The organism is Fibrobacter sp. UWT3, assembly GCF_900230125.1.
Classification (GTDB): domain Bacteria; phylum Fibrobacterota; class Fibrobacteria; order Fibrobacterales; family Fibrobacteraceae; genus Fibrobacter.
The window spans coordinates 240,001-264,850 of the sequence record NZ_OCSS01000002.1 but is presented as its reverse complement, the minus strand read 5'-3'; the positions used below and the strand labels follow the sequence as shown (position 1 = coordinate 264,850).

The window sequence follows — 24,850 nt, the reverse complement described above, 5'->3', positions numbered from 1 at the left end:
GGGGCAAAACCGCGTTACTTCTTCACGCAGCGCACCGCGAGGAAGGTCTGGTCGGTGAATGCCGTCGGGTCCGTATCGGGGTAGGTATTCCGGTAGGTTTGCGGATCGGTGTAGTATCCCCAGAATTCAATTTCGTAATAACTGATATCAGCGATAAGCCGTTCTCCTTTTTCGTTTGTCTCGTTCATCCATAAGAGGGCGGTGTATCCTTGCCAGGGCGAATAGGGTTGGTCGGTATCGATGATTCTCCCGCTCAGTATAAAGCTCAGTCCGTAGGTGTCGGGCGCTGAATAACTGCTCCCTGTGCCGCCCAGTTGCGAAATGTTGTGCGGGGTTTCCGGTTGCCTTGTCCCGAGCGTGAGTATGTCGCTGGAATCGGGGAGGTTCCACCCTTCGGGGCATACCTTGCCCGCGACGTTCACGCTGTAGTACCTTCCGATATTCTTGCAACTGTCATCGAGGCATCGGGTTTCCTTCGCGAGTTCGCTTTCGGTAAATCCGGCGTACTTCATGTTCTCTGCAATCCATGTGCGGCCCTTGTATTCTATCGTGTGATAGACGTAGTTGTCGCGCGGGTCCTTGAAACTTCCGTAATCAATTTCGGGGTTAAAGTAGTATTCCGCCGGGTACTCGGTATGCCATTCGTACGTGGGGCGCCATGTCTTGTTGTAGCAGATGTATTCGGTGAAGTTTGTCCAGACTTTTTCGTTGACGATTTTGATGCGTTGGTTGTCGGTATCGCAGGGCCTGTTGTAGAACTCGCTCCATCTCCCGTCCTGGCAAACGTAGTACATGTTCGGGTCTATTTCGCTCTGTTGCGTCTGCCCGTCGGTAGTGCATTCCGTCTTTGACATTTCGATGTCGTTCTGGTTCGCGTAATCCCAGCCTTCGTCCATGCAGGGGGCGTCAGCATTGTAGAAGTCGTAACTCCTGCAGAAGTGTTCCTTGCGGCACACATAGGTTTTGGCCGGGTTATTCGGGCTTATGTATAGTTTGCCGTGCTTGTCGCAGGGCACGTCGAAGGTTTCCGCATCGATGGTTTCTGCTTCGTACCAGCCCGAGTCGAGACTGCATACAAATGATTTGCTGATGGGCTTGCCCCCGTATAAGATGTACTTGCCTTCCCTGTTGCAGGGTTGATTGTACGTGTAGACCTCTTTGTCGGTGGGGATGTCCCAGCCGGTTTTGCGGCATATAAAGCGGATATTCCCGATGCCAATGGTATCAGTTTTGTATTCTCCGATGCGGATGGAATCCTTCAGGTCGGTAGTGCAATAGGGAATGTCAAAGCACTTACGTGCAACGTTGTTCACGATGAACTTGGGTATGGGGCGCGAAAAGCCTCCAGCACATCCCTTGGGTGTGTACGCCGTATTGTCGTAGAGGATGTAGTTGGGGAATGCACTTGCCGAATATATGGTGGAAACGTCGTTTTTCCGGAATTGAAACAGGTCGCTAAAGTTGCAATAATGTTTTTTCTCGAGGGTGCCGGTCCTCGCGAATGTTTCTTCCACTTCCTTGAAGAACTCGGATTTCGTGGTCCCTCCGAAAATGTAGTCAAGCGCATAGTCGATGAACTTTGTATCGACGCCCGGGTGCTCGCGGAGTATGCTGTCTACGCCGATGGCGCTGAGCAGTTCCCACTTGGCGGTGGTATCTGCTGCGTCTTTGGACATTCCGCCCTGGGTGAGTACCTCGATACGGCCCGCAAGGACGCTGTCGAGCGTGATGAGGTTCAGCGTGGTGCTTGTCGTGGCGGTGTCTATGCCGCCTATGCCACCGCAGCCGACCCCGCCTATGCCACCGTATTCACCACCGATTAGTATGTCGCGTGTGTTGGTGTCGATGATGGCGTAGATGTGCTGTTCGATGGTTTCTGGGTTGTTCGGAGTTTTGCTCGCGGAACTCGAGGATTCCGGTTCGCCCGGCTCGGGTTCGCCGACGACTTCGCTCGAGGAGCTTTCGCCCTGCGCGATGACCGTATTATCGTCTTCGGTGGTGCCCGTCACCTTCTCCGAGCAGGAGCAGGCGAAAAACGCAATGAAGCATGCGGGTAGAATTAGCTTAATCTTGCTCATTGCTCGTCTCCTTTTTTACAACCCTATTATTTACTTTGTCCGAAAGCGGGAAAAGCTGCAGGTTCACGCGATACACCTGGTTGATGTTCTCGCATTCGCGCGCGATGTTGATAATCTTCTTGCGGCAGTCGTTTATCGTTTCTACGATTCGGGCGTAGGCGGCCTCGTCAATTCCCATGGTGACGCCCGTAATGTTGCGCTCGTCGGGGCTATCCGTGTCGATGGATTGCACGGCGAGGCCCGCCATTTCGCGGTTCATGGACCGGATGGCGAGCGGGATGGCCTCTTTCGAGCCCTTCACGGATTTTTCCGTCTGCTTGTAGGTTCCTTTGCCCGTCTTTACGAGAAACCCCGCCTTCACCAGGAACTGGAGCGCATCCTGCACGTCGAGTGCCGATGTCTTGTTCCTGATGCTCGCTGCGATTTCGCCCGGTGCCGCTCCTGGCATTATCGGGGCGAGTTCGCGCACGATGGGGCAGGCGGGCGTTTCGTAGTAGTGGAAGGCTTCGGCATCGACGATGCGTATCTTGTTGAGCCTGGCCTCCTGTTCGAGTTCGCGAAGTGCCGCCTCCTTCTCCGCGGCACTTTTCGCGTTCCCGAATTTTACGAGCAGCCCGAAATAGGTGTAGTCGAACCCCTCTAACCCCATGGCTCGCGCAACCTTCGCTATTCCGGGCTTGCTCAGGCGCGTCCCCCCGTCGCAAACCAGCTTGAGGTATGTCGGCGAGACAAAACCGGCGAGGCTTGCGAATTCGCGCCATGTGAAATATGAAACCCTCTTGCGCTCCTCGTAGAAGTCGCGCATGTAGGTACGGTAGTCACTGTACTCGGTTATGGGCTTCATATGAGTAAAAATAATACAAAACAGTCGAAAAAGCAACAAAAACCGCAATTTTTATAAAAATAATTTGTGATTTGAAAAATATGATACAAGATGCGACGTATATGATACGCGGGTGTATTATATGCGGGCCGGGGGCGTGTTGCGGGGTTGCGCTCGGGTCGCGTTCATGTATGTTGCGGGCTTCGCTCGGGTCGCGTTGCGGGTCGCGATTAAAAAAATGTATCTTTACGGCATGGCGATGGTAACAGAAGTTTTCACTCCGGCAATGTTCCGGGCAATGGCCGCGAAGGGCTACACGCAAGAGGATTTGTGCTTGCGTGTCGGCTGGTCGCGCCGCAAGATTGTGGACAACTTCACGATGGAACTTGCCGCGGCCATCGAGTTTCTGCTTGACACTCCCGCGAAGGAACTGTGGAATTTCCGGAAGGGCGAACTGCGTGCATTGCAGGCGGGCCGCAGGGAATTCAACCGCATGCTTTGCTCGCGCGAGGTTATCGCTTGGGCGCGTCGCTTCCCGGTGCGTGAACTTGAATCGCGCGGGCTTATTGCGAGCGCCGCCGGCATGGGCGCCATCGGCCACACCGTCGGCCACAACGCGGCCTCTGCGACCACTGCGTGCAATTCGCATGCGCAGCGTTACGAATCGGGGCTCGTTCCCCGCGAGGTAATGAGGTTCATGGGCGTCGCGAGTATTGCCGGCTGGCAGAAGGCCTACGCGATTGCGCAAGATACGCTCAACCCGCACGCCTATTCCGCATGGCTGCGCGTCGGGGAACTCCAGGTGAGCCGCCCTCCCGCAGATTTCGAGATTGACCGCGGGTGCATTGCGCGTAACCTTGCCTTCTTGCGGAACAATGCGGTGCCTTACAGGGCCGGACTGCGGCGCGTATTTGTGGAAACTCTTCGCAAGTGCGATGTCGCCGTATTGCAGGTGCCTGCGTTCCTTGCTGCGCCAGCCCCGCGTGCGGCGTGCTTCTGGAAGGGGGCGCGCCCGGTACTGCAACTGCCCACGGGTACGGCAAGCGATGGCGACTTCATGGAATCCGCATACGGCGCGATGGGGCATATCCTGTATAACCGCAAGAGGCTCTCGTGTCTCGTGACTGCAGATAAAGTAATTTCGAGCGACCCTTTGCGGGGTGTTGCCGCGATGCACATCGCGGAAAACCTGCTGCTCACCGAAGCCGAGGAATGCGAGATTATTTGCTGCGGGCGATTCGAGGAACCGCGCTGCATCGAGTATTTTTCACGTGCGTTCCACGTGCGCCCGGGTATCATCGTCACGCGCCTGCAGGCCCAGCGGAAAATCCCCGCGATAAGCCCGCTGAACGCATTTAAAATAGCGGTTTAGCACCCGCTGGCATCCCCGCTTTAGGCGGGGATTTCCCTTTTATACAGACCAAATAGCCTTGAAACCTTGCATTGGTCTGCCTGCCAGCCGTAAAACCATCCAAATTGTTGCATACAAACTAAAAACCGGCAGACTAAATGGCCTTGAAACCTTGCTTTGGTCTGCCCGCCAGCCGTAAAACCATCCAAATTGTTGCTTACAAACTAAAAATCGGCAGACCAAATGGCTTTGAATCCTTGCTTTGGTCTGCCCGCCAGCCGTAAACCAGCCTGGCCGCCGTAAAAGAGCCCGCCCTAGTCCATGCGCCGCACGCGGCGCCCGCGCTACCCGTTAACTAATTTCACGAACTCGCGGCACACCGCCTCGGGGTCGCTCTTCCCGAAAATCGCGGAGCCCACCACGAACACGTTCGCGCCCGCTTCCTTGCAGGCGAGGATGTTGTCGAGCTTCACGCCGCCGTCAATCTGGATGTCGAGTTCCGGCTTCATCTGGCGCAGTTCGCGAATCTTGTCGAGGCAGTACGGGATAAGGCTCTGGCCGCCAAAGCCAGGGTTCACCGACATGATGAGCACCATGTCCACGATGTCGAGCACGTACTTTATGCTTTCTAGCGGGGTCGCCGGGTTGATGGCCACCGCGGGCTTCACGCCGAGTTCCCTAATCTGGTGCAGCAGGCGGTCGAGGTGGTTCGTTGTCTCGGCGTGCACGCTGATGATGCTTGCACCCGCCTTCGCAAATTCGCCCACGTAGTTCTCGGGATTCTCGATCATCAGGTGGCAATCGAGCGGGAGCTTAGTGCCCTTGCCCACGCATGCGGAAATCCCCGGACCGAAACTGATGTTCGGCACGAAGTGTCCGTCCATGATGTCGAGGTGCACGAGGCCTGCGCCGCCGTTTTCGATGGCCTTGAGGCCGTTACCGAGTTCGAGGAAGTTAGCGTTCAGCACGCTGGGGGCGATAATTTGTTTGAGCATGCGCCAAAATTAGCAAAAAGCAAGGCCCGGCGCATCACCAAACCGGAAATACACTTCTTCAAACCCAAAATAAACATCATCAAGCCGGAAATACGCATCGTCAGCCCCCAAAACGCCTTCATTTTACATCTAGCCACGAAACTTATTTTTTACTAACTTTGAACCCGAACTTAACATTAGGAGATAAAATCATGGCTAAGACTACTGCAAACAAGGTCGCAAAGGCCCCCGCAAAGAAGGCCGCCGCCAAGCCGGCTGCCGAAAAGAAGGCTTGCGCTAAGGCTTGTGCAAAGCCCGCCGCCAAGAAGGCTGCCCCGAAGGCTGCCGCCAAGCCGGCCGCCGAAAAGAAGGCCGCTCCGAAGGCCGCCGCCGCGAAGAAGGTCGCCGTCGAATTCGTCGCCGACTGCCCGCTCGCAACGACCGTTTCCGTCGCCGGTTCCTTCAACAACTGGGCTGTCGACAAGGACATGCTCAAGAAGGACAAGAAGACTGGCCTCTGGACCGCGAAGATTTCCCTCGCCGCTGGCGACTACGAATACAAGTTCGTGTGCGACGGCAAGAACTGGGACGCAGGCGACAACAAGATCAAGCACGTCTAATTAACGTTCTTTGTCATTCTGGAGCGCAAGGCGCGATAGAATCCATATAGAAATTACGCCGGGCCATTCGCTCGGCGTTTTTTGCTAGATATCATATTATGGTGTGTAAAGATGCGTTTGCTCACATTTCTGGTGCGACCCTATTGCGCCAACGTCTTGGTTTAATTATATTTACACTTACATAGCGGGGTAACCTGCGTCCGGATTTATGGAGCTTTGCTTCTTATTATCTTCTTGACTGGAATCGGCAAAATTCAAACGCGGAAGGTAATAGGCAAACGCTCACGTCCCGTTCGGGGCGTGGGTTGTTGATTTTTGTTTGTGCGTTATGGCTTTGCCGAGCCTCAGTCTGCAAGCAATCGATTGGCAACACACGCCTTTTTCTATGCAATGACCGCCTTTGATTGGCCCTCCGTTTTTTCGCCGCTTTCCTCCCCGCAAAAAAAAACGGAGACTCTATGGAAATCAAAGCGCGTTTTTCCCGATACGTTCCTGCATGCGCCGCCCTTGCTACTGCGGCAATCCTCCTGTGTTCGTGCGCGACAAACCCTCCCGCATGGTATAAGGCGGGCTACTCCAAGTACGAAACTGATAATGCGCTTGCCCAGTGCGAATACGACGTGAGCATGCAGATGCTGCCCGACGACAAGCAGGGCCGCGCTGTGAACAACTGCATGATCCGCCAGGGCTTCCGTTTTGTGGACAACCCGCCCGACGACCCGGAAATGGACCACTACGTACCCCCCGCACAGCAGCCTGCACATGCGGCGCCGCAACCTGCACTCCAACAGCCTGCGCCGCAACCCGTTCCGTCGCAACAACCCGCATACCAGCAACCCACACAGCAGCCCGCCCAACCTGCTCCTGCACAGCCCGCACAGCCTGCGCGCAACCAGATGATCGATGAATCCGGGGATAACCAATGGTGGAAATAAGGACATTGAAGGCGCTATTTGTCGCATGCCTTCTCGTGGCCGGTATGGCGCTTACGGGATGCGCAGGCAAGACTGTGGTTATCGGGCAACAGACCTGGATGACCGACAACGCGAATGCGCCGGTCGAAGGTGCAAAATGTTACAGGCAAGGTAATAATGGCCAGCAGTGTGCCGACAACTTCATGGTCTATGACTGGCAAGGTGCGAACAGCGCGTGCCCCGAAGGTTTTCACCTGCCGAGTCTACAGGAATTCTCGACTCTCGAAAGTGCGCGCAAGGCGAAGAACGATGTCGTGAACCTGGCATGCCATGATGATGGCAAGACGTTCGATAACGGGCTCTGCTACGAAACAGCCTTTTCCGCATTCTGGACAAGTACGCAGGCAGATAATAAAACCGCGTTCGTGTGGGACGTGGAACTCGACTACACGAACCTTGCTCCGCGTGCTGCCGGGAAAAAAGAACTCTTTGCCGTGCGCTGCATAAAGGACTAGCCCATGCTTAAACGAACCGCCATCACGCTTATTGCCGCATGCGCATCCGTTTTCGCAGGCGACATCTCTATATCGCTCCCCTCGTCCGAGAACTTGGGTGAAAAAATCAGCTTCTTGAAAGACCTTCGCGAAAATGCAAATCTCGACGCCACGCAACAGAAGGATTTCAACGACCTGTGGACACAGGCGAATAATGTCGCCGCCATGAACAATCGCTGTGGCTCGATTCTTTTGAACGATATCCCCGACGAGGCGTGCCAGCACTTTTACGAGGTTGAACTCCCTGCATTCGAGGCGAAGTTTTTTGAACTCACCGGCGAATTCAAGCTGAATGCGGTCAAGGCTTCCAACACGCTCTCGGATAAGCGTGCGATGATCGAGGCGTGTGCTGCTGCCCTCACTCCGGAAACATACCAGGTCTCCAATATAATGACGGTCATTGGCGAAGTTTCTCCCGAGCCTCTCGATGACGGAATGGCGATGATCAGGTATAACCTGGCGCTTGCAATCAACAGGGCAAAGCGCGAGGCTATTGAAGCACAGCTTTCCAAGTGGTACGAGGCCTGTGGGGAGGGTGTCCTGAGTCAGGGGGACTATTCGCCGCTGTTCGTACAGAGAATCAAGAAGCAGGTCTCGCGGGCCGGTAACTATATCGACATTATTGGCGGCAAGATTGTGGTGGTACAGGCCAAGCAGGAACGCTTCAGTTACTACGTGAACGACCGATTCCTTTTCGGCAAGTCCATCCTTGCGGGTGCGAAACTCCTTTCCATTGACAAGGCGGGCGTAGTGCGTTTCATAAACACGTCGGGTATCCAGTGGAAGGATTACGCCATCTTCAACGAGGAAGAAATCCAGAAGAGAGGGTTCAACGGCCGCATGCTTTGGGGCGACCGCACTGCCCCGCTCCGCACGGTCCGTGCGTTCAAGAGTGGGAGAATTTTCAAGAGCGTCACTGTCGGCAAGCAGGAATGGAGCGCGATGGATCTGGGTACCGGTGATTGGAGGCGTGCCGTGCAGTCTTGCCCGGCGGGCTGGCACCTGCCCACGGATGACGACTGGAAAGAACTCGGGAATTTCGTGAATGCTAATAGCTATGGCGCCCCTATCCCGCCCATGCTCAAGGCCGCCCGCGGGTGGGCTAATCCGGGCATCGACCTTTACGGATTCAGTGCGAGGCTGGCTAAGTTCACGGAATACGGGACACAGGCTCCACCGCAAAAGAAGGAATGTGCCAGGTACTGGAGCAATACGCAAGTGAATAACATGGTTGCAAGTTACTGGGAACTTTGTGACGATAAACTCCGTTTGGGCGAGTCCGACAAGCGGAGTACATATTCTGTCCGTTGTGTACAGGATGGCAACCTTTCTTTCAAGAAATAACGGTCGGGCGAGCTATGAATAAATTAGTTTTATTGTTTTTGATATTGCCTTTTGTCGCCGGATTGTGCTTTGCACAGGATAGTGTGTCGGCTGTTACTGAACCTGCTCCCGTTTTCGTAGATGAGGCGACATCACCGGATTCTCCTGAAGAACCGGCTGCACCTGCTTACGACAATCGTATTTTTGAGGATCTCGGGAAAATTTGTAGCAAACGCTTCTGTGCTGTAGAGATATTCTTCAGGAACGGAACCTATTCGCAGATGACAAAGTCCAGGTCGCTGCTATCGAATAAGGAACTTCTAGATTACGATTCTGCCCACAATGCTCCCATTACGGATGTAGAAGGCGATTCTCTTGAATCCGGTGTTGAAAGTGCGGCTCCGCTTGACAGGGATGCTCAAAAAAAGCAAGTTGCGGATAAACTTGCAAAAATGTGCGCGGGCAAGGAATTCTGTACTCTCGAGGCCACGTTGCACGGGCCCTCCTTCACATTTGCATCGCTCAGGAACGTGACTACGGATATTCGCCCCAGGAATCAGGAAATCCCGCGCTACGCCGAGATACACTATTCTTCCGATACCGAGGTAAAGCCTTTCGCGGTTCAGGCAATCGCCATGCCACGCAAGTCTACAAGGCAGGCTCCGCAAGAAGTTGCCCCGCAGGCTGCTGCCCCGCAAACTGTTGCACTGGCATCAAGCGATGTTTCCTCTCCTGTCGCGAAGAAACCCGCAAGGCGCTTCAAGAACAAGAAGTTTTCGCATGCAATCGCGTTCTCGCTCGGGTTCCTGGCCGAAGATGAATACGGTTATATTGGTGGACTGGATGTTACGCAGGCGCTGGAACTTTTCCCGCGATACACGTTCAAGTGGGCGTGGCACGACTACGTTACGTTTGCTCCCGGCATAGGCATCGCGTTCCGGAACAATACTCTCAACATTGATGACGAAATGACTGTATCCGGGAATACCTATGATTATTACTATGGCTATAGCTACACCACAGTTAGTGAGGATGGCTCGATCAGTTACCAAAACATCACGCTGGACATTCCCATTGAATTTCGGTTCGGTAGCATGTTCTTCGGGAGTGTCACGCTTGACCTGCGCAAGCCTATAGCCGAGTGGTATGAATACGAGGTAGATTTTTACCGGAACTATTCTTATAGCAGTTTTGATTACGATAATGGTGACGGGTTTGATTTCTTTGCGGCGGACGATGCTGAAATTGGCCTCTGGCTTGGCGTGGGCGTCCAGCACAACGGATTTGGTTTTGAATTTCAGGCTTTGCTCGCAAATGATGGCTCAAGCAATGGAACTCATCAATACGAATATCTTTTCGACGGATATTTCTCCTTCCGGCTCTTGGCTGAATACACTTTCTAGGGAGGCACCATGAATTGTAGACAAGTTTATAAAAAATGGATTCACACCCTTCTTGTCGCACTGGCGACCGGCCTTGCTATGGCGTTCCTCACTGCATGTGGCGATAGCCCGCTGTATATGGCCGGCGAGGATATCGAGGATGCCGAAGATTGGGCACGCAATGACACGTATTATTCTATGGAACATGAAGCGCAGATCAAGGCGTCGAGCAGTTCGATGGCGCAAGCCCGTAGCATGTGCGAGGCCCGCTACAATTCTACCTGCTGCAGCAACTGCTACTATGCCTACGGGTACTACGAATGCTCTTACTGCACCAATAAGTGCTATGATGATTACGGATACTATATCTGCTACTCAAGTTCGAGTTACCGCTACAGTTCCTCAAGTTATTACTCGTACTACAGTTCTAGCAGCTCGGCTCCTGCCAAGACATATTACCTAAAGACCTCGAAAACGATGAAGTTCTCGCTCACCTATTACAAGCAGGTGTCGAGTGACTGGGACATATTCGATAACGCGGGCGATCCGGAGGTGAGTTTTACGGTCTATTGCTATTCGGAGGGTTCGCTGTTGAAATCCCTGTCGACGGGTCTTCTTCTGGACAAGGAAGATGTTACGTCGTGGATCGGTACAAGCAGCAAAACATTGACCATTCCTGTAAATACGGATGAAATAAAGGTCTGCCCGAAGGTCGTAGACGATGACCCCTCCAGCGATGACGAAAAGACCGTGTCGGGTGGGTGCAAGACAGTTTCTGACGTGGGTTACCTGACCGATTACAGCGTGCAGGAACAATACCAATACACCAGTGTCTACAAGATTGATTGGGAATGGTATCTGTATTAGGGAGATTTACTATCTTTCCCCCCATGAATTATTCCATTCCTCAAGAAGTTTTCGTGAAGGCTGCCGAACAGTACGGCACCCCCCTCTGGCTTTATGACCGCGCCACCATCGAGAAGCGCGTGAAGGAAGTCCAGGTTTTTGACACCGTGCGTTTTGCCCAGAAGGCATGCCCGAACCTCTCTATCGTAGCGCTCGTGCGCAAGCTCGGTGGCGTGGTCGATGCGGTTTCTGCAGGCGAAATCGTCCGCGCCCTCAAGGCGGGTTTCAAGGGCGGTGTCCAGAAAGGCAAGGCTCCCGAGATTGTCTACACCGCAGACATCTTCGACCGCGACGCTCTTGAACTCGTGAAAAAGTACGACATTGCGGTGAACGTCGGTTCGCCCGACATGATCCAGCAGCTGGCCGATTTCGGCGTGAAGTCGGAACTTACGCTCCGCGTGAATCCGGGTTTCGGTCACGGGCATTCAAGCAAGGTGAATACCGGCGGTCCGCTTAGCAAGCACGGCGTGTGGCACGAACAGATCAAGGACTGCGTCAAGCTCGCGCAGGCAAACGGGATGTGGATTACAGGACTCCACATGCACATCGGTTCCGGCTCCGACTTCGAGCACCTCTCGCAGGTTTGCGACGCCATGGTGGACGCTAGCCGCCGCCTGGGCTCTCATTTGCGCACCATCAGTGCAGGGGGCGGCCTCCCGATTCCCTACCATGAGGAAGACAAGGGCAACCGCATTGATATGCAGGCCTACTACGACCTGTGGGACAAGGCCCGCAAGAACATCCAGCAGAGCATCGGCCACGAGGTTCACCTGGAAGTCGAACCCGGTCGCTACCTGGTGGCCGAAAGCGGTTACCTGATGGCCGAAATCCGCGCTGTCAAGAAGCAGGGCGATAATTTGTTCTACCTGCTTGACGCCGGTTTTACCGACCTCGTTCGCCCGAGTTTCTACGGCAGCTATCACGGCATTTCCATCATCGCCCGCGATGGTCGCGAATTGAACGAGACGGTCGATGCCATCGTGGCAGGTCCGCTCTGCGAATCCGGTGACGTGTTCACTCAGGAAGAAGGCGGATTCGTCGTGACCCGCAAACTCCCGAAGGCCAAGGTCGGCGACTTGCTGATTCTCCATGATGCCGGTGCCTATGGTGCGGCCATGAGCAGCAACTACAACAGCCGCCGCTATGCCGCCGAAACCATGTACACGAACGGCGAACTCAAGGTCATCCGCGAAAGGCAGACGTTCGAGCAGCTGTTGCAGAACGACAGGGTGATTGACCTGTAAGCAAATGTCACCCTGGAGGGAGAGCTACGCTCGACCGATAGGGTCTATAATAAAAGCCCACGGAATAAATATCCGCGGGCTTTTCGTATAGGGCTATTCCTTATTGATAATCGCTATTGACTTTTCGTTTAACATTTTGTAATATACAAAATGTTAAGTGGATGCATCGAGTTGACAAAGCGGCGCCCCGAAGGGCGCCGCTTCTGGCTTCACCACAAAGAAGATTCTTATGCCGCCATGGGCCACATCCCGCCGAACGCATCGTAGATGCGCTTCTTGATGTTGCTGAGCGTCTGGCGCGAGCAGCCGAGCGCCTCGCAGATCTCGGCGGTGTGCTTCTTCCCGTCCACGCCGAGGGCGCAGTACAGTTCCACGTAGCGACCCTCGATGCTCTCCTCGCCGAAGTGCTCGATAATCAGGTCGATGGCCCTGAAGCAGAGGTCGTGTTCCTCGTCCTCGATTGCCTTTGCCTCGGCCCAGTCGGCGGTCATGGCGTCGAACCTGTTGATGACGCCCTTCTGGCCGTCACCCTCATCGCACTCGTGGGAACCGGTGTCCACGAACACGAGGGTGTCGGGATTGTCGAAGCCCTTGGACTTGGTCCTGTTGCGGACGCGGTCCTTGGCCGCCATGTTCAGGCGGTAGCCGAGATGGGTCTTGAACGACCCGCGTTCGGGGTCGTAGGTCTCGACGCACTTGCGGAAGATCTCGAGAATCTCGAGGTCGGCGAGCGCGTTTTCGAAGTTGCTGCTGAGTTCTTTCCTTGCCCTGCCCGTGATGCCGTCGGGTCCGAACTCGTGCGTCTTCTTCATGATGCCGTAGAGGGATTCGAACAGCCGGTTTTCGGCGTCGTAGTCACCCTGGCGGATTGCCTGGATGAGTTCCATCTCCTGTTCCTTGGAGAGGTTGTACTTGGCGGTGGAGGTCTTCTGGGTCTGCTTCATAGACATAATTCCCTTTTCCCGGCCTCGATGGTCGGGCTTGATTGTTTTGATGCCCCGGTTTTGGGGTATCGAGTTATGGGAAGAGGGGTAGGGGCGGCGGCGCGTTCCCGTGCGCGTCTGTCGGGTCCCCTGCTGCGTTATGTCTTGCTGCTGGAAAAAAGGGAATACATCAATCGCATACTTCCTTATCGCTTTGTGGTTTTGAAATGTAAAGTCTTTTCGCAAAATTTTTTTTCTCGTTTCGTTTGGGTGGCCTCCCATATAAGGGGCAGATTTTTGTCAAAAAAAGTCAAAAGCGAGGCCTCGTACGATCGTAATTGCCGATTTTGAACAAATTTTGCAATTTACTATGCAAAATCGTGTGATTTTTCTCACATTTAGCATCGGCGATTTTTGGCACGCTCCGTGCCAACCGTGCCAATTCTGGCCCTCCCGTGCCAATTCCTGACCGCCCCCATTAACTATATTTGTCGCACTATGGCTCTTTGCTTAGAAACCGAACAACTGGAAACCGTCCAGCGAATCCTTTCCCTCCATTTCGAGGGGCTGGAGGTCTGGGCATACGGTCCCAGGCTCACGGGCGTGGACCTTACCCCGGAAACGGAACTCGACCTTGTAGTCATTGCCGAAAGGCCCCTCTCTTTCGAGGCGATGACCGCGGTGGAGAAGGCGTTTGCCGAAAGCGGTCTTTCGTTCCGCGTGGATGTCATGGATTGGGCCAAGCTCCCGGATACCATGCAGAAACAAATCAAGAAAGAACACGAAGTGGTTCAAACTGTCGCCGAAGACTAGCGCAGTAGATTATTATGAATCGACTCTTACCTTTTCTCATTGTGTGCGCGTTCGCTACGGCCCTCTTTGCCCAGGACGACGTGTCGAAGGCCAAGTCCCTCATCCGCGAAGGCAAGTGTGCCGAGGCGGCTCCCGCGCTCCAGAAACTTTCCGATTCCAAGAGCTTCCGCAAGCACGAAGGTGCCCAGGCCGCAGTGCTCCTCACGGAGTGCTACTTGCGCGAACACAAGCGTGCCGATGCCCTGAAGCTTGCCTCCAAGTTCCTCGAGTACCATGTGGCTTCCGAGTACCGCGAGCGCATGGAACTTGCACGCGCCATCGTGCTCACCGAGCAGGGTTCCGTCTACGAGGGTGTCGAGGCGATGCTCCGCATTCTCGCCTATACCAAGAACCCGGCCGCGAAGAGCCACACGAAGGATGTCGCCATCCAGACGCTTGCGGCAAGCCTCCTGAATGCCGACCAGTTGCAGGCGCTTATGGAAAAGTACCCGGTCGACAAGGACGTGGTGGGCTGGATGCAGCTCCAGATGGGCCGCGAATGCCAGAACGCCAAGCGCTACCGCGCCGCCCGCTACTGGTACAAGAAGGTATTGAACGGCAGTGTCGCCGAGAACCTTTCCGCTACGGCCCAGCAGGGCCTCGAATCCCTCGAGGGTCTTGGCGCCGGCAAGCCCACCATCCTGGTGCTCGCGCCGCTTTCGGGTGACTTTGCAGAATTCGGCGCCGCCGCGGTGCGGGGCGTGTACCTCGCCCACGAACAGTCCGGCCTCGGCAAGAAGGTGCGCATCCGCATCGCCGATACCCGCGCCGACGCCTCTATCGCCCTCATGCGAACCCAGCAGGCGGTGAACCAGGATAGTATCGTCGCAGTCATCGGCCCCATCATGAGTGCGCCCGCCGCGACCGTTGCCGCCTGGCTCGGCAGCAACTTCCAGAACATCCCGATGCTCACCCCGACCGCGACCGACGACGGCATCGCGAAGATGGGCCCGAACATTTTCCAGGTGAATATCACGATGGACAACCTCGCGCAGAAGATTGCGGACTTTGCCACCAAGTGCCTTGACATTCGCGAGTTTGCGGTGCTTAGCCCGCTGGGCGATTACGGTGCGGCGATGTCGCAGAGCTTCACCCGCGCGGTGGAGCGTCGCGGCGGCAACGTGGTAGCCTTCCGCAGTTACGAGGAAGGCCGTCCCGACTACGCGACCGAATTCAAGCTGCTCCGCGACGTGCGCTTCAAGCAAGAGAACCGCAGGCGCAACATTGCCCGCGGCGCAAGCGATCTCGATGCAGTGGGCCCTCGCGAACGCCGCGACTACCTGGCCGATTCCACGATGAAGATTCCCGGCATATTTATTCCCTCCACCAACCCGGGCGACGCGGGCCTCATGGTGGGGCAGGTCGCCTACAACAAGATTGCGGGCACCATGCTCGGTGCCTCGGGCTGGTATGGCCGCGAACTCTTGATTCAGGGCAAGCACCTCGTGGACAGTACCTACTTCAGCGTGCCTGGCCTCGACATTTCGGGTAACAAGGACAAGTTTGATGAATTCGCGAAGGCGTTCAAGGAAAAGTGGGGCGAGGACCCCGCCGAAGACAAGGTGAGCGGCCTCAGCTACGATGCGGCGAATATCGTGTTCTCGGGTATCCAGAAGAACGCCGAAAGCCTCACCAAATACTTGAACAACACGCCCTCGTTCGAGAGCGTGTATGGCGAAATCAAGTTTGTACGTGGAGCGAACACGAACACGAAGGTCGTGACCGTCCGCAAGGGCAAGTTCTACGTGATGGAAGGCTGCAACCTGCCTGCATCCGCACAGCCCACCGCAGAATCCGACAAGAAGGACGAGAAGAAAAAGAAATAATTTATTCGTAGCGCCGTAAGGCGCCCACGCAAATAATCCGCGCTGACCAGCAACTAGTGATGTGAACGAAGCGGATTATTAAGTGTTGGGAGGGTCTTAGGGAGGGCATAGCCCTCCCTTGTCGCATAAAGGAAACCCGCGGCAGCACACCGCGGGCTCCTTTTTTACAGAGAGAAAATTCTCGCTATCCCGCGTCGGCAAAATCCAGATCGTCGTCAATTTCGCAGTTGGGGCCCGCGATGCAGGCGGCGACATAGTCGGCGGATTCTCCGCTCCGGTAATACACCTGCAGGCTCGAGTCATCCACGAGGGATTCCAGCGGAGTGCTGCAGATGGCGCTCAACTCCTCGCGGATCCTGTTCTTGAAGGCCTTGAACCCGGAGTTGATCAGGTAGAATGATATCGCGGATGTTTTATGGATTGTTTTCATGGGTTGCCTCCATACGCTTATCGCAATTTTCTACGGGTTTGTCATGTCGGGCTCGTCCCTCTTGCCGGCGGTTGGTGACATGATTGTTAAAACGTTGTGGATTTCTTGTTTTTATTATAGATTTTCTAAGGCCTGAAAAACCACTTTTTGTAAAGAAATATTCTTATTGTAAGTTTTGGCACCATGGGCCGCAAGTGCCCATAATACAAGGATTGCAGGGCTTCGGGATATCCGTAACTCGTTGATTCTAAAGGGGATAATTTGCCGTTTTTTGACAGGGCTGTATCCTTGTTGAACGTGTTTTCCAATTATTCCATGTTGGATTATAAAATTGCGCCCTGTTTTTGCCCTTCACTTATGAACATGCGCCGAAAGCTTGTTTGTGGACTGCTTGTGAATAGCCAAATTTTTTATTTTTGGAGTATTGTGTTTATCCGTATCTTGGCACTTGTGGCACTGCCTTTCGCGCTCGCCTTTGGCGGGTCGCTTACGCTTGCGCTCCCGGCGCCCCTGATGCAGCTGTCCGAGCAGGTGACCGAGAAGTCCATGGCGCTCGATTACGACGGTGCCATGGCGCTCGCAAAAAAAGTCCGCGGGAGTGACGACGGTGTAGGCTGCGTGCTCGAGAACATCGTTCGCGTGAGCCGCTACGACGACCTGGGCGATACGGTGGCGTTGCAGAAGGCGGGTGTGAACCTCGAGAAGTGCGTTTCTACCGGGCTGTGGGAGGCTCTCCGCAAGTTCGAGCTGGGCTACGTGCAGAGCGAGTCGGGCCATTCGGTGAAGGGCGCCATGACTACGCGCTCTGCGGCAAAGCTGTTCGAGGAGTCTCCGGAACAGGAGGCGCGCGCCTTCTACGCGATATACGCATACTACATAGACAAGAGTTTCAGTTGGGTGCCGTTCAAGTCCGATCGCCGCAGCGAATACCTTGCTGTGCTCGATTCCGTTGCTACGGGCTCCAAGCGGTTCTGGCCGCTGTACCTCACTTCGCTAGTTTGGATGCATTATGACAAGGGCGACTTTAATGCGGGTCTCAAGCTTACGCAGCGCGGGCTCGGCAAGGTCCCGAACCATCCGGTGCTGTTGCAGGTCAAGGCCGACATGCTCTACAGGCTCAAGCGCTACAAGGAGGCTGCCGCAATCTACGAGAAGAGTGCCGCGGACTACATGGCGCGTACGGGCAAGTCCATTCGCTACTGGTGCGCGGTGATGAACCTCGTGCGCATCTACGCCGACATGGGCGACAAGGCCAAGATGCAGGCGTGGCGTGAAAAGCTTAATGACGATACGTTCAAGAAGATGAAGGACTGGATGCCGGGCTCCCTGACGGACGACCTGGACAAGAGGGACTTGCTGGACTAGCTTTGTAAAATTTTCACGTAAACAAAATTTTATTGGCTCATTTTAGGGGGATTTCCGTTTTAAGGATAGGAACACTTAAAAACGGAGATTCCCATGACGACAAAAGCACCCTTGCGTGTATTCTTCATCGTGGACGGATACACGCTCAAGAAAGCCAACGACTACTACAGGCTTTACCACCCTTGCCACACGCCGCTCGACTTCCGCGCCATCAAGAACTGGGCGCGGAAGGAGGCGCTCCGCCTGTTCACGCCCGTATCGCGGTACGCGCAGATGCAGTGCCATTACTACCATCCGTACAAGGACCCGCAAATGTACTGCCATTCGCACGGAATCTCGTGCTTGGAACGGGAACTCAGGTATACCGGGTTCCAGATCCACTACTGCGAGCAGATTGGGCCCGATGGCGTAAAGCCCAACATGTCGCTCATGGAAGACGTGATGATGTTCGCGACATACAGCAGGATGGACGCGCTGGTGCTCCTGAGTTCGCAGAGGCAGTTCGCGCCCTTGCCCGAAAAGCTCTCTGCGATGGGCATCAAGACGCTCCTTATGGGCTGGAACTTCCAGTACGTGAAGAACGACCGCAATGTGGTGTGGAAGACCGACCGGAACCTTAAGGAAAACGCCACGTTCTACGTGGCGATGGATTGCGTGGCCGAAGGCCTGATGGGTACCGCGGGTAGCGGCCTCTTCTGCGACGGGTAAAAATAAAGCGCGAGCGGTCTTCTGTGAGCAACAAACGCCTCGTATTAACGAGGCGTGATTGCGAGAGCGAGTGAGAAACCGGAGGTTCTACACCCGAGATGTCGAGCGAGCGGTCTCTACAGCTTATCAGCTTGCTTACGCTGCCAGTCGCTCATGAAAATCCAGGTGACGCGCAGACCCACGAACCAGGTGTCGCCGTTGTTGTCGGTGTCGAACGGGCCGTTTACGACAAGCTTGTCTTCGACTTCGAGGTCGCTGTAGTCGATGTGGCGGTAGCCGCCGTAGATGCCGATAGCGATGGGGTCGAATTCCAGGCGCAGTTCGAGTTCGGCGGTGAACGACATGTCCATCGTGCTGTAGTAGCGGTCGCGAAGGTCTACGTAGTTGCTTGCTTCGCCGATGGCAAAGTTCGATGCCATGTGGAAGTTCATGAGGTTGAAGCCGAAGCCTGCGGCCGGGATGAGGTTGATGAACGTGTGCTCGCCGAAGAGTTTCCATGCGAACATCCAGTCCACGCCGTAGGTGAACCACTTGACGTCGTACAGGGGCATCTTTTCGGAGTTGCCGGAAGTTTCACCCGTAACGTTGTAGGTCTCGGCGGGGCGTTCCGAAATCTGGGTCGGCATGAAGTTGATGTTGAACCAGGTGAGGAACTGCTTGTACTGCGCACCGATGTTCAGGTGCAGCCCGACATACCAGTCGTCGAACGGGGCGTACTTCAGTGTGCCGGAATAGCGTTCGGCTGTGCCCGAGCTGTCCTTTACCATGTGGCCCGGATTGATTCTCGCAATGGTGTTCACGTAGTCGTTGAAACCGTCGAACATGCCACGGTAGTCAGCGCCGAAGGAGATGAACCCGCGGATATGGTCCTTCTCGTAGAAACCGTCTTCCGAATCTGCGAACGCGCTTGTCGCGAACGTGAGTGCGCAGAGGAGCGAGACCAGGTAAACTATTTTTGTCTTCATACAAGACTCCGAAATAAGTAAATTCCGGTGTATAAAATACATTATCTTTTGCACATGTGCAGGGAAAATTTTCATAAAGTGTTAAAAATCAACGATTTACGTGCTTTTTTGAGGCCGTTCCTGGGGGCTAGGTTGGCTCTCGCGGTGCTTGTCGCCCTGTTTTTTGCCGCCTGCGGGGGGGATTCCCGCGGGGAAACGTCTTCCCGCGAATCGCGGGCAGGCAACGCTCCCCTCTGTTCGGATTCCGTGCAGTTTTACCCCTTGGAATACGCCCGCCTGCTCCGGATGGGTGTATCCTGCGGGCAGCCGCTGGCCGAAATCCGCTCCGTAGTCGGGCGCGATACGCTGGTCAAGCGCTTCGTGCTGGTGGATTCCGCCCTTGCTTCCGATACCGCGACGCTCCGGAAGCTTTCCGCGGGCAGGGAATGGGCGGGCGCGGTGCCCCTCCGGGTTCCGCTCCGGCGCGTGGTCGTGCTGTCTTCGGCGCAACTCGGCTTCATGGAACGTCTCGGGGTGGAGTCCCGCATCGTGGGCGTGGGCGAGGGCAGGTATATCGTGGATTCCGCGCTTGCCGCGCGCGTGACTGCGGGTGAAATCGTGGAGGTCGGGAACGGTCCTCAGGTATCGCTCGAGAAGGTGGTGTCGCTCAAGCCCGACCTCGTGATGACATTTGCGACCGGTGGCGCCTACGACGATTACGAAAGGCTCTCCACGCTCGATATTCCGCTCATGCTTACCTCGGAATGGCAAGAAGACACTCCGTTCGCGAAATTCGATTGGATTAGTTTGTTTGCAAAACTCTTCGGTGTGGAACCGCAGGCGGCGCTCGTTACGAAAACGTATTCGGGCTTGATTCCCGATATGGCGAAGAAGGAAGCTGACCCGCTTACGGCCTGCAGGGCAAACGGCCCGCGTGTAATTGCGGGCATGGCGTATGGCGGTGTGTGGTATGCACCGGGTGGCAGGAGCTATACCGCAAGCCTCATCAGGCAGGCGGGCGGCTGTTACTTGTGGGCGGGCGATACCACCCGCGAGATGAAGCTTTCGCTCGAAGAAATCTTTGCGGTTGCCGACAGCGCCGACGTGTGGGTGAATCCCGGTATATACGGCACGCCCGAAGAAATCCTGGCTGCGGAACCGCGTCTCTCCCGCATAAGGGCGTTCAGGGAAAAGCGCGTGTGCCAGAACGATGCCCGCAAGAGCGCGGGTGGCGGGAACGACTTCTACGAGGGGGCGGTCGCAAGGCCCGTTGAACTGGTATGGAATCTTCATGGTTGCATCTTTTCGGAAAAAGCGCCCAAAACCGGCGAAAAAAAGCCGGATGAACCTTACAGATGGTATAGAAATATTTATAATTAGCGTATATGATGAAGACTCCTACAGGTATTGGTGGCTGGATTGCCTCCAGCTACGAAGCAAAGGTCCCGTTCCTGCAGCAGGTGCCGCGTGAATGTGCCGACTTTTTGCTGCTGAACGCCCAGATCCGCGAGTACGATGCTGGCGAGATTATTGTCCAGGGCGGAGTGGAAGGGCAGTTCTTCTGCGTGATGCAGAGCGGCCGTGCGCAGGTGTGCGGCCAGATTCTCCCCGATGGGCATTACAGCGTGCTTGCCTATATCGAAAGTGGCGCATGCTTTGCCGAGATGTCGATTCTTTGTAACGAACCCACGAGCAACACGATTATCGCTGCCGAGGATGGCTGCACGGTGCTTCACATCCCGAAGGCCGAGTTCGTCAAGTTCCTGGACAAGAACCCCAACATCATGGTGTTCCTGTACAAGGTGGTGTGCGACAGCCTCCGTGCGAAGAACAAGGCGTTCGACGAGTTCCAGCGCCTCTCGCTCCTTGCTTCGGGCAAGGTGTTGCCGTTTATCGATTTCGCGCAGACCATGGAAAAGAGCCGCATTACCGGTACGGTGATTTGCGAATCGAACCAGGGCGGTAGGGGCTTTGTCGCGTTCCAGGATGGCCGCATCTGCTGTGCCAAGTGCGGTAAACTGGCAGGGCCGGATGCACTCGAGCAGATTCTTGCATGGGGCGACGACTCCATGTACAAGCTCGATACGCACCTGATGCCCGAGACGACGAACATCAACCAGATGGCCGATACCACGAGCCTCATTCTGGATGCGCTCAGAAATATTGATGAAAAACAAGGTGCCCGCTAGCAGGGCAAAACAAAGTGCCCGATTCCGGGCAAAGGAAAAAAGATGAATTACGCAGACGCAGGAGTTTCCCTGGCCCGAGCTGACGAAGCGATGGTCGGTGTCAAGAAATCCGTACGTACTACATTCAACCAGGGCGTCCTCGGTGACGTCGGCAACTTTGGCGGTCTCTTCACGCTGAACCACCTCGGCATGAAGGACCCGGTTCTCGTGAGTTCCGTCGACGGCGTGGGCACCAAGCTCAAGGTCGATATCGAGATGGGCACGCACGAACTGCCGGGCCAGGACATCGTGAACCACTGCTGCGATGATATCCTCGTGCAGGGCGCGCGCCCGCTGTTCTTCCTGGACTACGTGGCTACGGGCCGCCTGGAACCGGGTGTCATGGACAAGCTCGTTGCCGGTATGGCCAAGGCCTGCCGCGAGAACGACCTCGTTTTGATTGGCGGTGAAACTGCAGAAATGCCGGGCTTCTACGGTCCGGGCGACTACGATATTTCCGGCACCATCGTGGGTGTCGTGGAACGCGACAACATCATCGACGGCAAGAAGATCAAGCCGGGTACCATCATTCTCGGTCTGCCTTCTACCGGTCTCCACACCAACGGTTACTCGCTCGCCCGCAAGGTGCTCTTCGACGTGGCCGGCTACAAGGTGGATACCCTCGTCGACGGCATGGACAAGACGATTGGCGAAGCGCTCGCCGTGCCGCACCGCAGCTACTACCCGAGCCTCATCGACCTCTGCAACAAGAAGATTATCCAGGGCCTCGCCCACATCACGGGTTCGGGCTACCAGGGCAACATCCCGCGTATCCTCCCGGACGATGTCGACGTGATTATCGACCGCACCACGTGGGATCCTCCGATGATCTTCAAGCTCATCCAGCAGGCCGGCTCTGTGGAGAAGGACGAGATGTACAATACCTTCAACATGGGTATGGGCATGCTCATCTTCATCGACCCCTCAGACAAGGCTGAAGTCGTTGCACACCTCGAAGCCAAGGGCGAGAAGTGGACGCAGATCGGTGAAGTCGTCGCCGGCACCAAGCAGGTGAAGTTCCGCGACTAATCGCGCTTCTGCATCGTTGCTCTCACGATTCTAAATCGTCACCCTCGCGAAGGCGAGGGTCTTTTTTTGTGGCGAAAAGTCGCACAATCCTGTGAGATTGGGCACTCGCGGGCACGTTTTGGGAACACAAAGTTGCGTCAAATTGCTTTTTTACTTCCGCATTTGGGGAACAGAATATATTTTTAAGGGCGTAAATAGAAAAGGAGCTTTATGAAAAGACGTTTTGTGAAGATGATGGTTGCGGCCAGCGCCGTGGCTGCCCTCTGTGCTTGCGGTGACGATTCCGCCTCGAGCCCGAATAATCCCCCTTCCGCCAATACAGAATGCGCGGGTATTGTCGCCACTGCGGATGCCTTCGTTTTGAACGCGAATGGCGTGTACGTGATTTATCCCGACGGCAATGTGACCGATGCTGCAGGAAATCCTGTCGGCTATTTTGCTGACGGAGTCCTGATGGACTTGAGCGGTGCTCCTATCACGGGGGGCGTTGACCTGAACGCACTTACGGTCTGCCCGGCGAATGCGACGGTGGACCCGGGTACGGGTGCGATTGTGCCGGTGAGTTCCTCCTCCGCAGATGTCGTGAATCCGGCTGATCCCAATTCCTCTTCCGGCGTGAATCCGGTCGACCCGACTTCCTCGGGCACGGTTCTCTCGAGTGCAATTGACCCCACTTCCTCTAGCGGTGTTGGCCCCGTGAATCCGACTTCCAGTTCTGATGTGGCTCTCGAAAGCTCCAGCAGCGCAGAACCTGTCAAGCCGACCGGTAACCCCGAAGAAGACATCAAGAAGTATCCTGTCGCTTCCTATAAGAACCTCCTGGCGGCAGGCACGACTCAAAAAGGCTGGAACTCCCGTTACTGGGATTCCTGCAAGCCTCACTGCAGCTGGATGGACAATGTTGATACTTCCAGCCAGGCTGCGTATGCGGCTGCGGGTTACACGGTAAGGAACTGCAACATCAATGACGTTGAAATTCCCACGTTCACATTGAGCAAGGGCCTGGAACGGTATTGGTGGGGCATGGAAGGTGTGCCCAGTTCTTGTGAAGTTGGTGCAGGGGGTTCCTTCACTTGTACCGATATGGCTCCCATTAAAGTTAACGATACGTTGTCCTATGGTTTTGTGGCTGGCCCCAGCAACCAGGGTTGCGGCAAGTGCTACCACTTGCAGTATGATGGCAGCACCAGTAATATGGGTAATGGCGGCCCGGATGTAAAGGACACGCATAAAGCGCTTAAGGGCAAGCACATGATCGTCATGGCTTCCAATATCGGTCACGATGTCGATGCCAGCAGTACCCAGTTTGACCTGCTTGTTCCCGGTGGTGGTGTCGGTATCTTTAACGCACTCTCTACGCAGATCGGCAAGGCTCCCGAAGATCTCGGTAGCAACAATGGTGGAGTCCTGAGCTATTGCATGCAGAAGCTGGGTTACTGGCAAGTTACCAAGGAACAATACCAAGAGTGCGTGATTGAAAAGTGCGAGGCCGTGTTTGACTCCACTGTGTGGCCTCACCTGAATCGTGGTTGCAAGTGGCTCGCCACATTCTTCGAGGCTGCGGATAATCCTTCCTTCGTTTGGGAAGAAGTGGAGTGCCCCCAGTATTTGGTGGATAAGTACCGGACAACCCTCAGCCTGGAACTTGAAACCAATATCCTTTACTCTGAAAAGTGGGACAAATATAAAGGGGACGGACAATTCATTACCACGGATGCCTGCTCCCGAACTCCCAATGCACAGGGTGAATACTGCGATCCCGACCAGTTGGCTGCCGACAAGGCCAAGTCTTACTAGTCTTACGTTCCGTAATGAGGATTTATGAAAAGCAATCTGTTCAAGTTGATGGTTACAGCCGGTACGGTCGCAATGGTTTGTGCCTGTGGCGACGATGCCAAATCGACTTCTGTTAACGATTTGCCGAGTAACGAACTTTCATCGTCAAGTGTCGTTCAGCAAAATCCGGAATTGTCTTCGAGTAGTGTCGATGCTGGGAATCCGGCATCCTCTGATTCCGAGACTCGTGTAAACAACCCTTGCGATAAGGTAGTGCTTACCTCTACGGCATGGTTGCTTGATATTGGGAACGCGAGCCGGATCATCTATGCCGATGGCCACGTGACAGACGCAGAGGGCAATTCAATTGGAACTCTTGTGGAAGGGACGATTGTAAATGCTGCCGGTCAGGTTTTGGTGGCAAATGTGGATCCTACCGTTTTGCCTATTTGCGAGGCGAATGCCACTGTAGATCCTAGAACGGGTGATGTGACGCTCTTGAGTTCGTCTTCCGCTAATCCGACATCGAGCGTGGGTTCTGATCCTGTTGCAAGCAGCAGTTCCGTGAATGTGGAACCGGAACTCGATGCGAGCGGATTC

At 55.1% G+C, this 24,850-nt stretch carries 23 protein-coding genes (1 of these 23 cut by a window edge); 17 read left to right on the top strand and 6 right to left on the bottom strand.

Features of this window, described 5'->3' with window-relative positions:
• Positions 1-14: 14 nt before the first annotated feature.
• Both CRO08_RS08755 and CRO08_RS08750 read right to left on the bottom strand, forming a co-directional pair.
• Positions 15-2,078, bottom strand: coding sequence for an FISUMP domain-containing protein (locus CRO08_RS08755; protein ID WP_097035925.1), 2,064 nt, complete (start codon positions 2,076-2,078; stop codon positions 15-17).
• Positions 2,065-2,922 carry a TIGR02147 family protein gene (locus CRO08_RS08750; protein ID WP_097035924.1) on the bottom strand — a complete coding sequence of 286 codons (858 nt, stop codon included), beginning with the start codon at positions 2,920-2,922 and terminating at the stop codon, positions 2,065-2,067. The genes CRO08_RS08755 and CRO08_RS08750 overlap by 14 nt, the downstream gene beginning before the upstream one ends.
• Positions 2,923-3,154: 232 nt before the next feature.
• Here CRO08_RS08750 and CRO08_RS08745 point away from each other — a divergent pair, with 232 nt between their 5' ends.
• On the top strand, positions 3,155-4,273 hold the full coding sequence (locus CRO08_RS08745) for a hypothetical protein (RefSeq protein WP_097035923.1): 1,119 nt from the start codon (positions 3,155-3,157) through the stop codon (positions 4,271-4,273).
• A gap of 323 nt (positions 4,274-4,596) precedes the next feature.
• Here the strand turns inward: CRO08_RS08745 and rpe are convergent, their stop codons facing one another.
• Positions 4,597-5,247, bottom strand: coding sequence for a ribulose-phosphate 3-epimerase (rpe, locus tag CRO08_RS08740; protein WP_097035922.1), 651 nt, complete (start codon positions 5,245-5,247; stop codon positions 4,597-4,599).
• A gap of 191 nt (positions 5,248-5,438) precedes the next feature.
• Between rpe and CRO08_RS08735 the strand changes: the two genes are divergently transcribed.
• The 7 genes from CRO08_RS08735 (at position 5,439) to lysA (ending at position 12,169) form a co-directional block, all read left to right on the top strand.
• On the top strand, positions 5,439-5,846 hold the full coding sequence (locus CRO08_RS08735; protein ID WP_073115016.1) for a glycogen-binding domain-containing protein: 408 nt from the start codon (positions 5,439-5,441) through the stop codon (positions 5,844-5,846).
• A 458-nt stretch (positions 5,847-6,304) separates the two neighbouring features.
• Positions 6,305-6,781, top strand: a complete 477-nt coding sequence (locus CRO08_RS08730; protein WP_141398299.1) for a hypothetical protein — start codon at positions 6,305-6,307, stop codon at positions 6,779-6,781.
• Complete coding sequence (locus CRO08_RS08725) at positions 6,769-7,275, top strand: FISUMP domain-containing protein (RefSeq protein WP_097035920.1); 507 nt, start codon at positions 6,769-6,771, stop codon at positions 7,273-7,275. The genes CRO08_RS08730 and CRO08_RS08725 overlap by 13 nt, the downstream gene beginning before the upstream one ends.
• Before the next feature lie 3 nt (positions 7,276-7,278).
• Positions 7,279-8,658: an FISUMP domain-containing protein gene (locus tag CRO08_RS08720; RefSeq protein WP_097035919.1), complete on the top strand. Its 1,380-nt coding sequence runs from the start codon at positions 7,279-7,281 to the stop codon at positions 8,656-8,658.
• A gap of 83 nt (positions 8,659-8,741) precedes the next feature.
• Positions 8,742-10,040 (top strand): hypothetical protein, encoded by a 1,299-nt coding sequence (locus CRO08_RS08715; protein ID WP_141398298.1) that lies wholly within the window; start codon positions 8,742-8,744, stop codon positions 10,038-10,040.
• 9 nt (positions 10,041-10,049) lie between these two features.
• Entirely contained in the window at positions 10,050-10,886 is an 837-nt protein-coding gene (locus CRO08_RS08710) for a hypothetical protein (RefSeq protein WP_141398297.1), read from the top strand.
• A 23-nt stretch (positions 10,887-10,909) separates the two neighbouring features.
• Positions 10,910-12,169, top strand: a complete 1,260-nt coding sequence (gene lysA, locus CRO08_RS08705; protein WP_097035916.1) for a diaminopimelate decarboxylase — start codon at positions 10,910-10,912, stop codon at positions 12,167-12,169.
• 227 nt (positions 12,170-12,396) lie between these two features.
• On the opposite strand, the gene CRO08_RS08700 is transcribed toward lysA, so the two are convergent.
• The gene (locus CRO08_RS08700; RefSeq protein ID WP_141398296.1) at positions 12,397-13,119 is read right to left on the bottom strand and encodes a hypothetical protein; all 723 of its coding nucleotides are present in this window, start codon (positions 13,117-13,119) and stop codon (positions 12,397-12,399) included.
• 471 nt (positions 13,120-13,590) lie between these two features.
• On the opposite strand from CRO08_RS08700, the gene CRO08_RS08695 reads away from it, so the two are divergent.
• Positions 13,591-13,905 (top strand): nucleotidyltransferase domain-containing protein, encoded by a 315-nt coding sequence (locus CRO08_RS08695; protein ID WP_097035914.1) that lies wholly within the window; start codon positions 13,591-13,593, stop codon positions 13,903-13,905.
• A gap of 41 nt (positions 13,906-13,946) precedes the next feature.
• Complete coding sequence (locus CRO08_RS08690) at positions 13,947-15,770, top strand: penicillin-binding protein activator (protein ID WP_255252303.1); 1,824 nt, start codon at positions 13,947-13,949, stop codon at positions 15,768-15,770.
• Between the two features lie 184 nt (positions 15,771-15,954).
• On the opposite strand, the gene CRO08_RS08685 is transcribed toward CRO08_RS08690, so the two are convergent.
• A complete protein-coding gene (locus CRO08_RS08685; protein ID WP_097035912.1) occupies positions 15,955-16,200 on the bottom strand; it encodes a hypothetical protein in 246 nt (81 codons plus the stop codon).
• 450 nt (positions 16,201-16,650) lie between these two features.
• On the opposite strand from CRO08_RS08685, the gene CRO08_RS08680 reads away from it, so the two are divergent.
• Together CRO08_RS08680 and CRO08_RS08675 are read left to right on the top strand one after the other, a co-directional pair.
• A complete protein-coding gene (locus tag CRO08_RS08680; protein WP_255252302.1) occupies positions 16,651-17,565 on the top strand; it encodes a M48 family metallopeptidase in 915 nt (304 codons plus the stop codon).
• 93 nt (positions 17,566-17,658) lie between these two features.
• Positions 17,659-18,273, top strand: coding sequence for an NYN domain-containing protein (locus tag CRO08_RS08675; protein WP_141398295.1), 615 nt, complete (start codon positions 17,659-17,661; stop codon positions 18,271-18,273).
• A 116-nt stretch (positions 18,274-18,389) separates the two neighbouring features.
• Here the strand turns inward: CRO08_RS08675 and CRO08_RS08670 are convergent, their stop codons facing one another.
• On the bottom strand, positions 18,390-19,238 hold the full coding sequence (locus tag CRO08_RS08670) for a hypothetical protein (protein WP_097035911.1): 849 nt from the start codon (positions 19,236-19,238) through the stop codon (positions 18,390-18,392).
• A 78-nt stretch (positions 19,239-19,316) separates the two neighbouring features.
• Here CRO08_RS08670 and CRO08_RS08665 point away from each other — a divergent pair, with 78 nt between their 5' ends.
• The 5 genes from CRO08_RS08665 to CRO08_RS08645 all read left to right on the top strand — a co-directional run.
• Positions 19,317-20,597, top strand: coding sequence for an ABC transporter substrate-binding protein (locus tag CRO08_RS08665; RefSeq protein ID WP_176495108.1), 1,281 nt, complete (start codon positions 19,317-19,319; stop codon positions 20,595-20,597).
• A 5-nt stretch (positions 20,598-20,602) separates the two neighbouring features.
• Positions 20,603-21,406: a cyclic nucleotide-binding domain-containing protein gene (locus CRO08_RS08660; RefSeq protein ID WP_254794713.1), complete on the top strand. Its 804-nt coding sequence runs from the start codon at positions 20,603-20,605 to the stop codon at positions 21,404-21,406.
• A gap of 42 nt (positions 21,407-21,448) precedes the next feature.
• Positions 21,449-22,474, top strand: a complete 1,026-nt coding sequence (purM, locus tag CRO08_RS08655; RefSeq protein ID WP_097035909.1) for a phosphoribosylformylglycinamidine cyclo-ligase — start codon at positions 21,449-21,451, stop codon at positions 22,472-22,474.
• A gap of 210 nt (positions 22,475-22,684) precedes the next feature.
• Positions 22,685-24,271, top strand: coding sequence for a glycosyl hydrolase family 5 (locus CRO08_RS08650; RefSeq protein ID WP_097035908.1), 1,587 nt, complete (start codon positions 22,685-22,687; stop codon positions 24,269-24,271).
• 24 nt (positions 24,272-24,295) lie between these two features.
• A protein-coding gene (locus CRO08_RS08645; protein WP_255252301.1) for a glycosyl hydrolase family 5 crosses the window boundary here: on the top strand, positions 24,296-24,850 show its start. It continues 1,047 nt past the right edge of the window; 555 of the gene's 1,602 nt are visible here — the first part of the coding sequence; the start codon lies at positions 24,296-24,298; its stop codon lies off the right edge, out of view.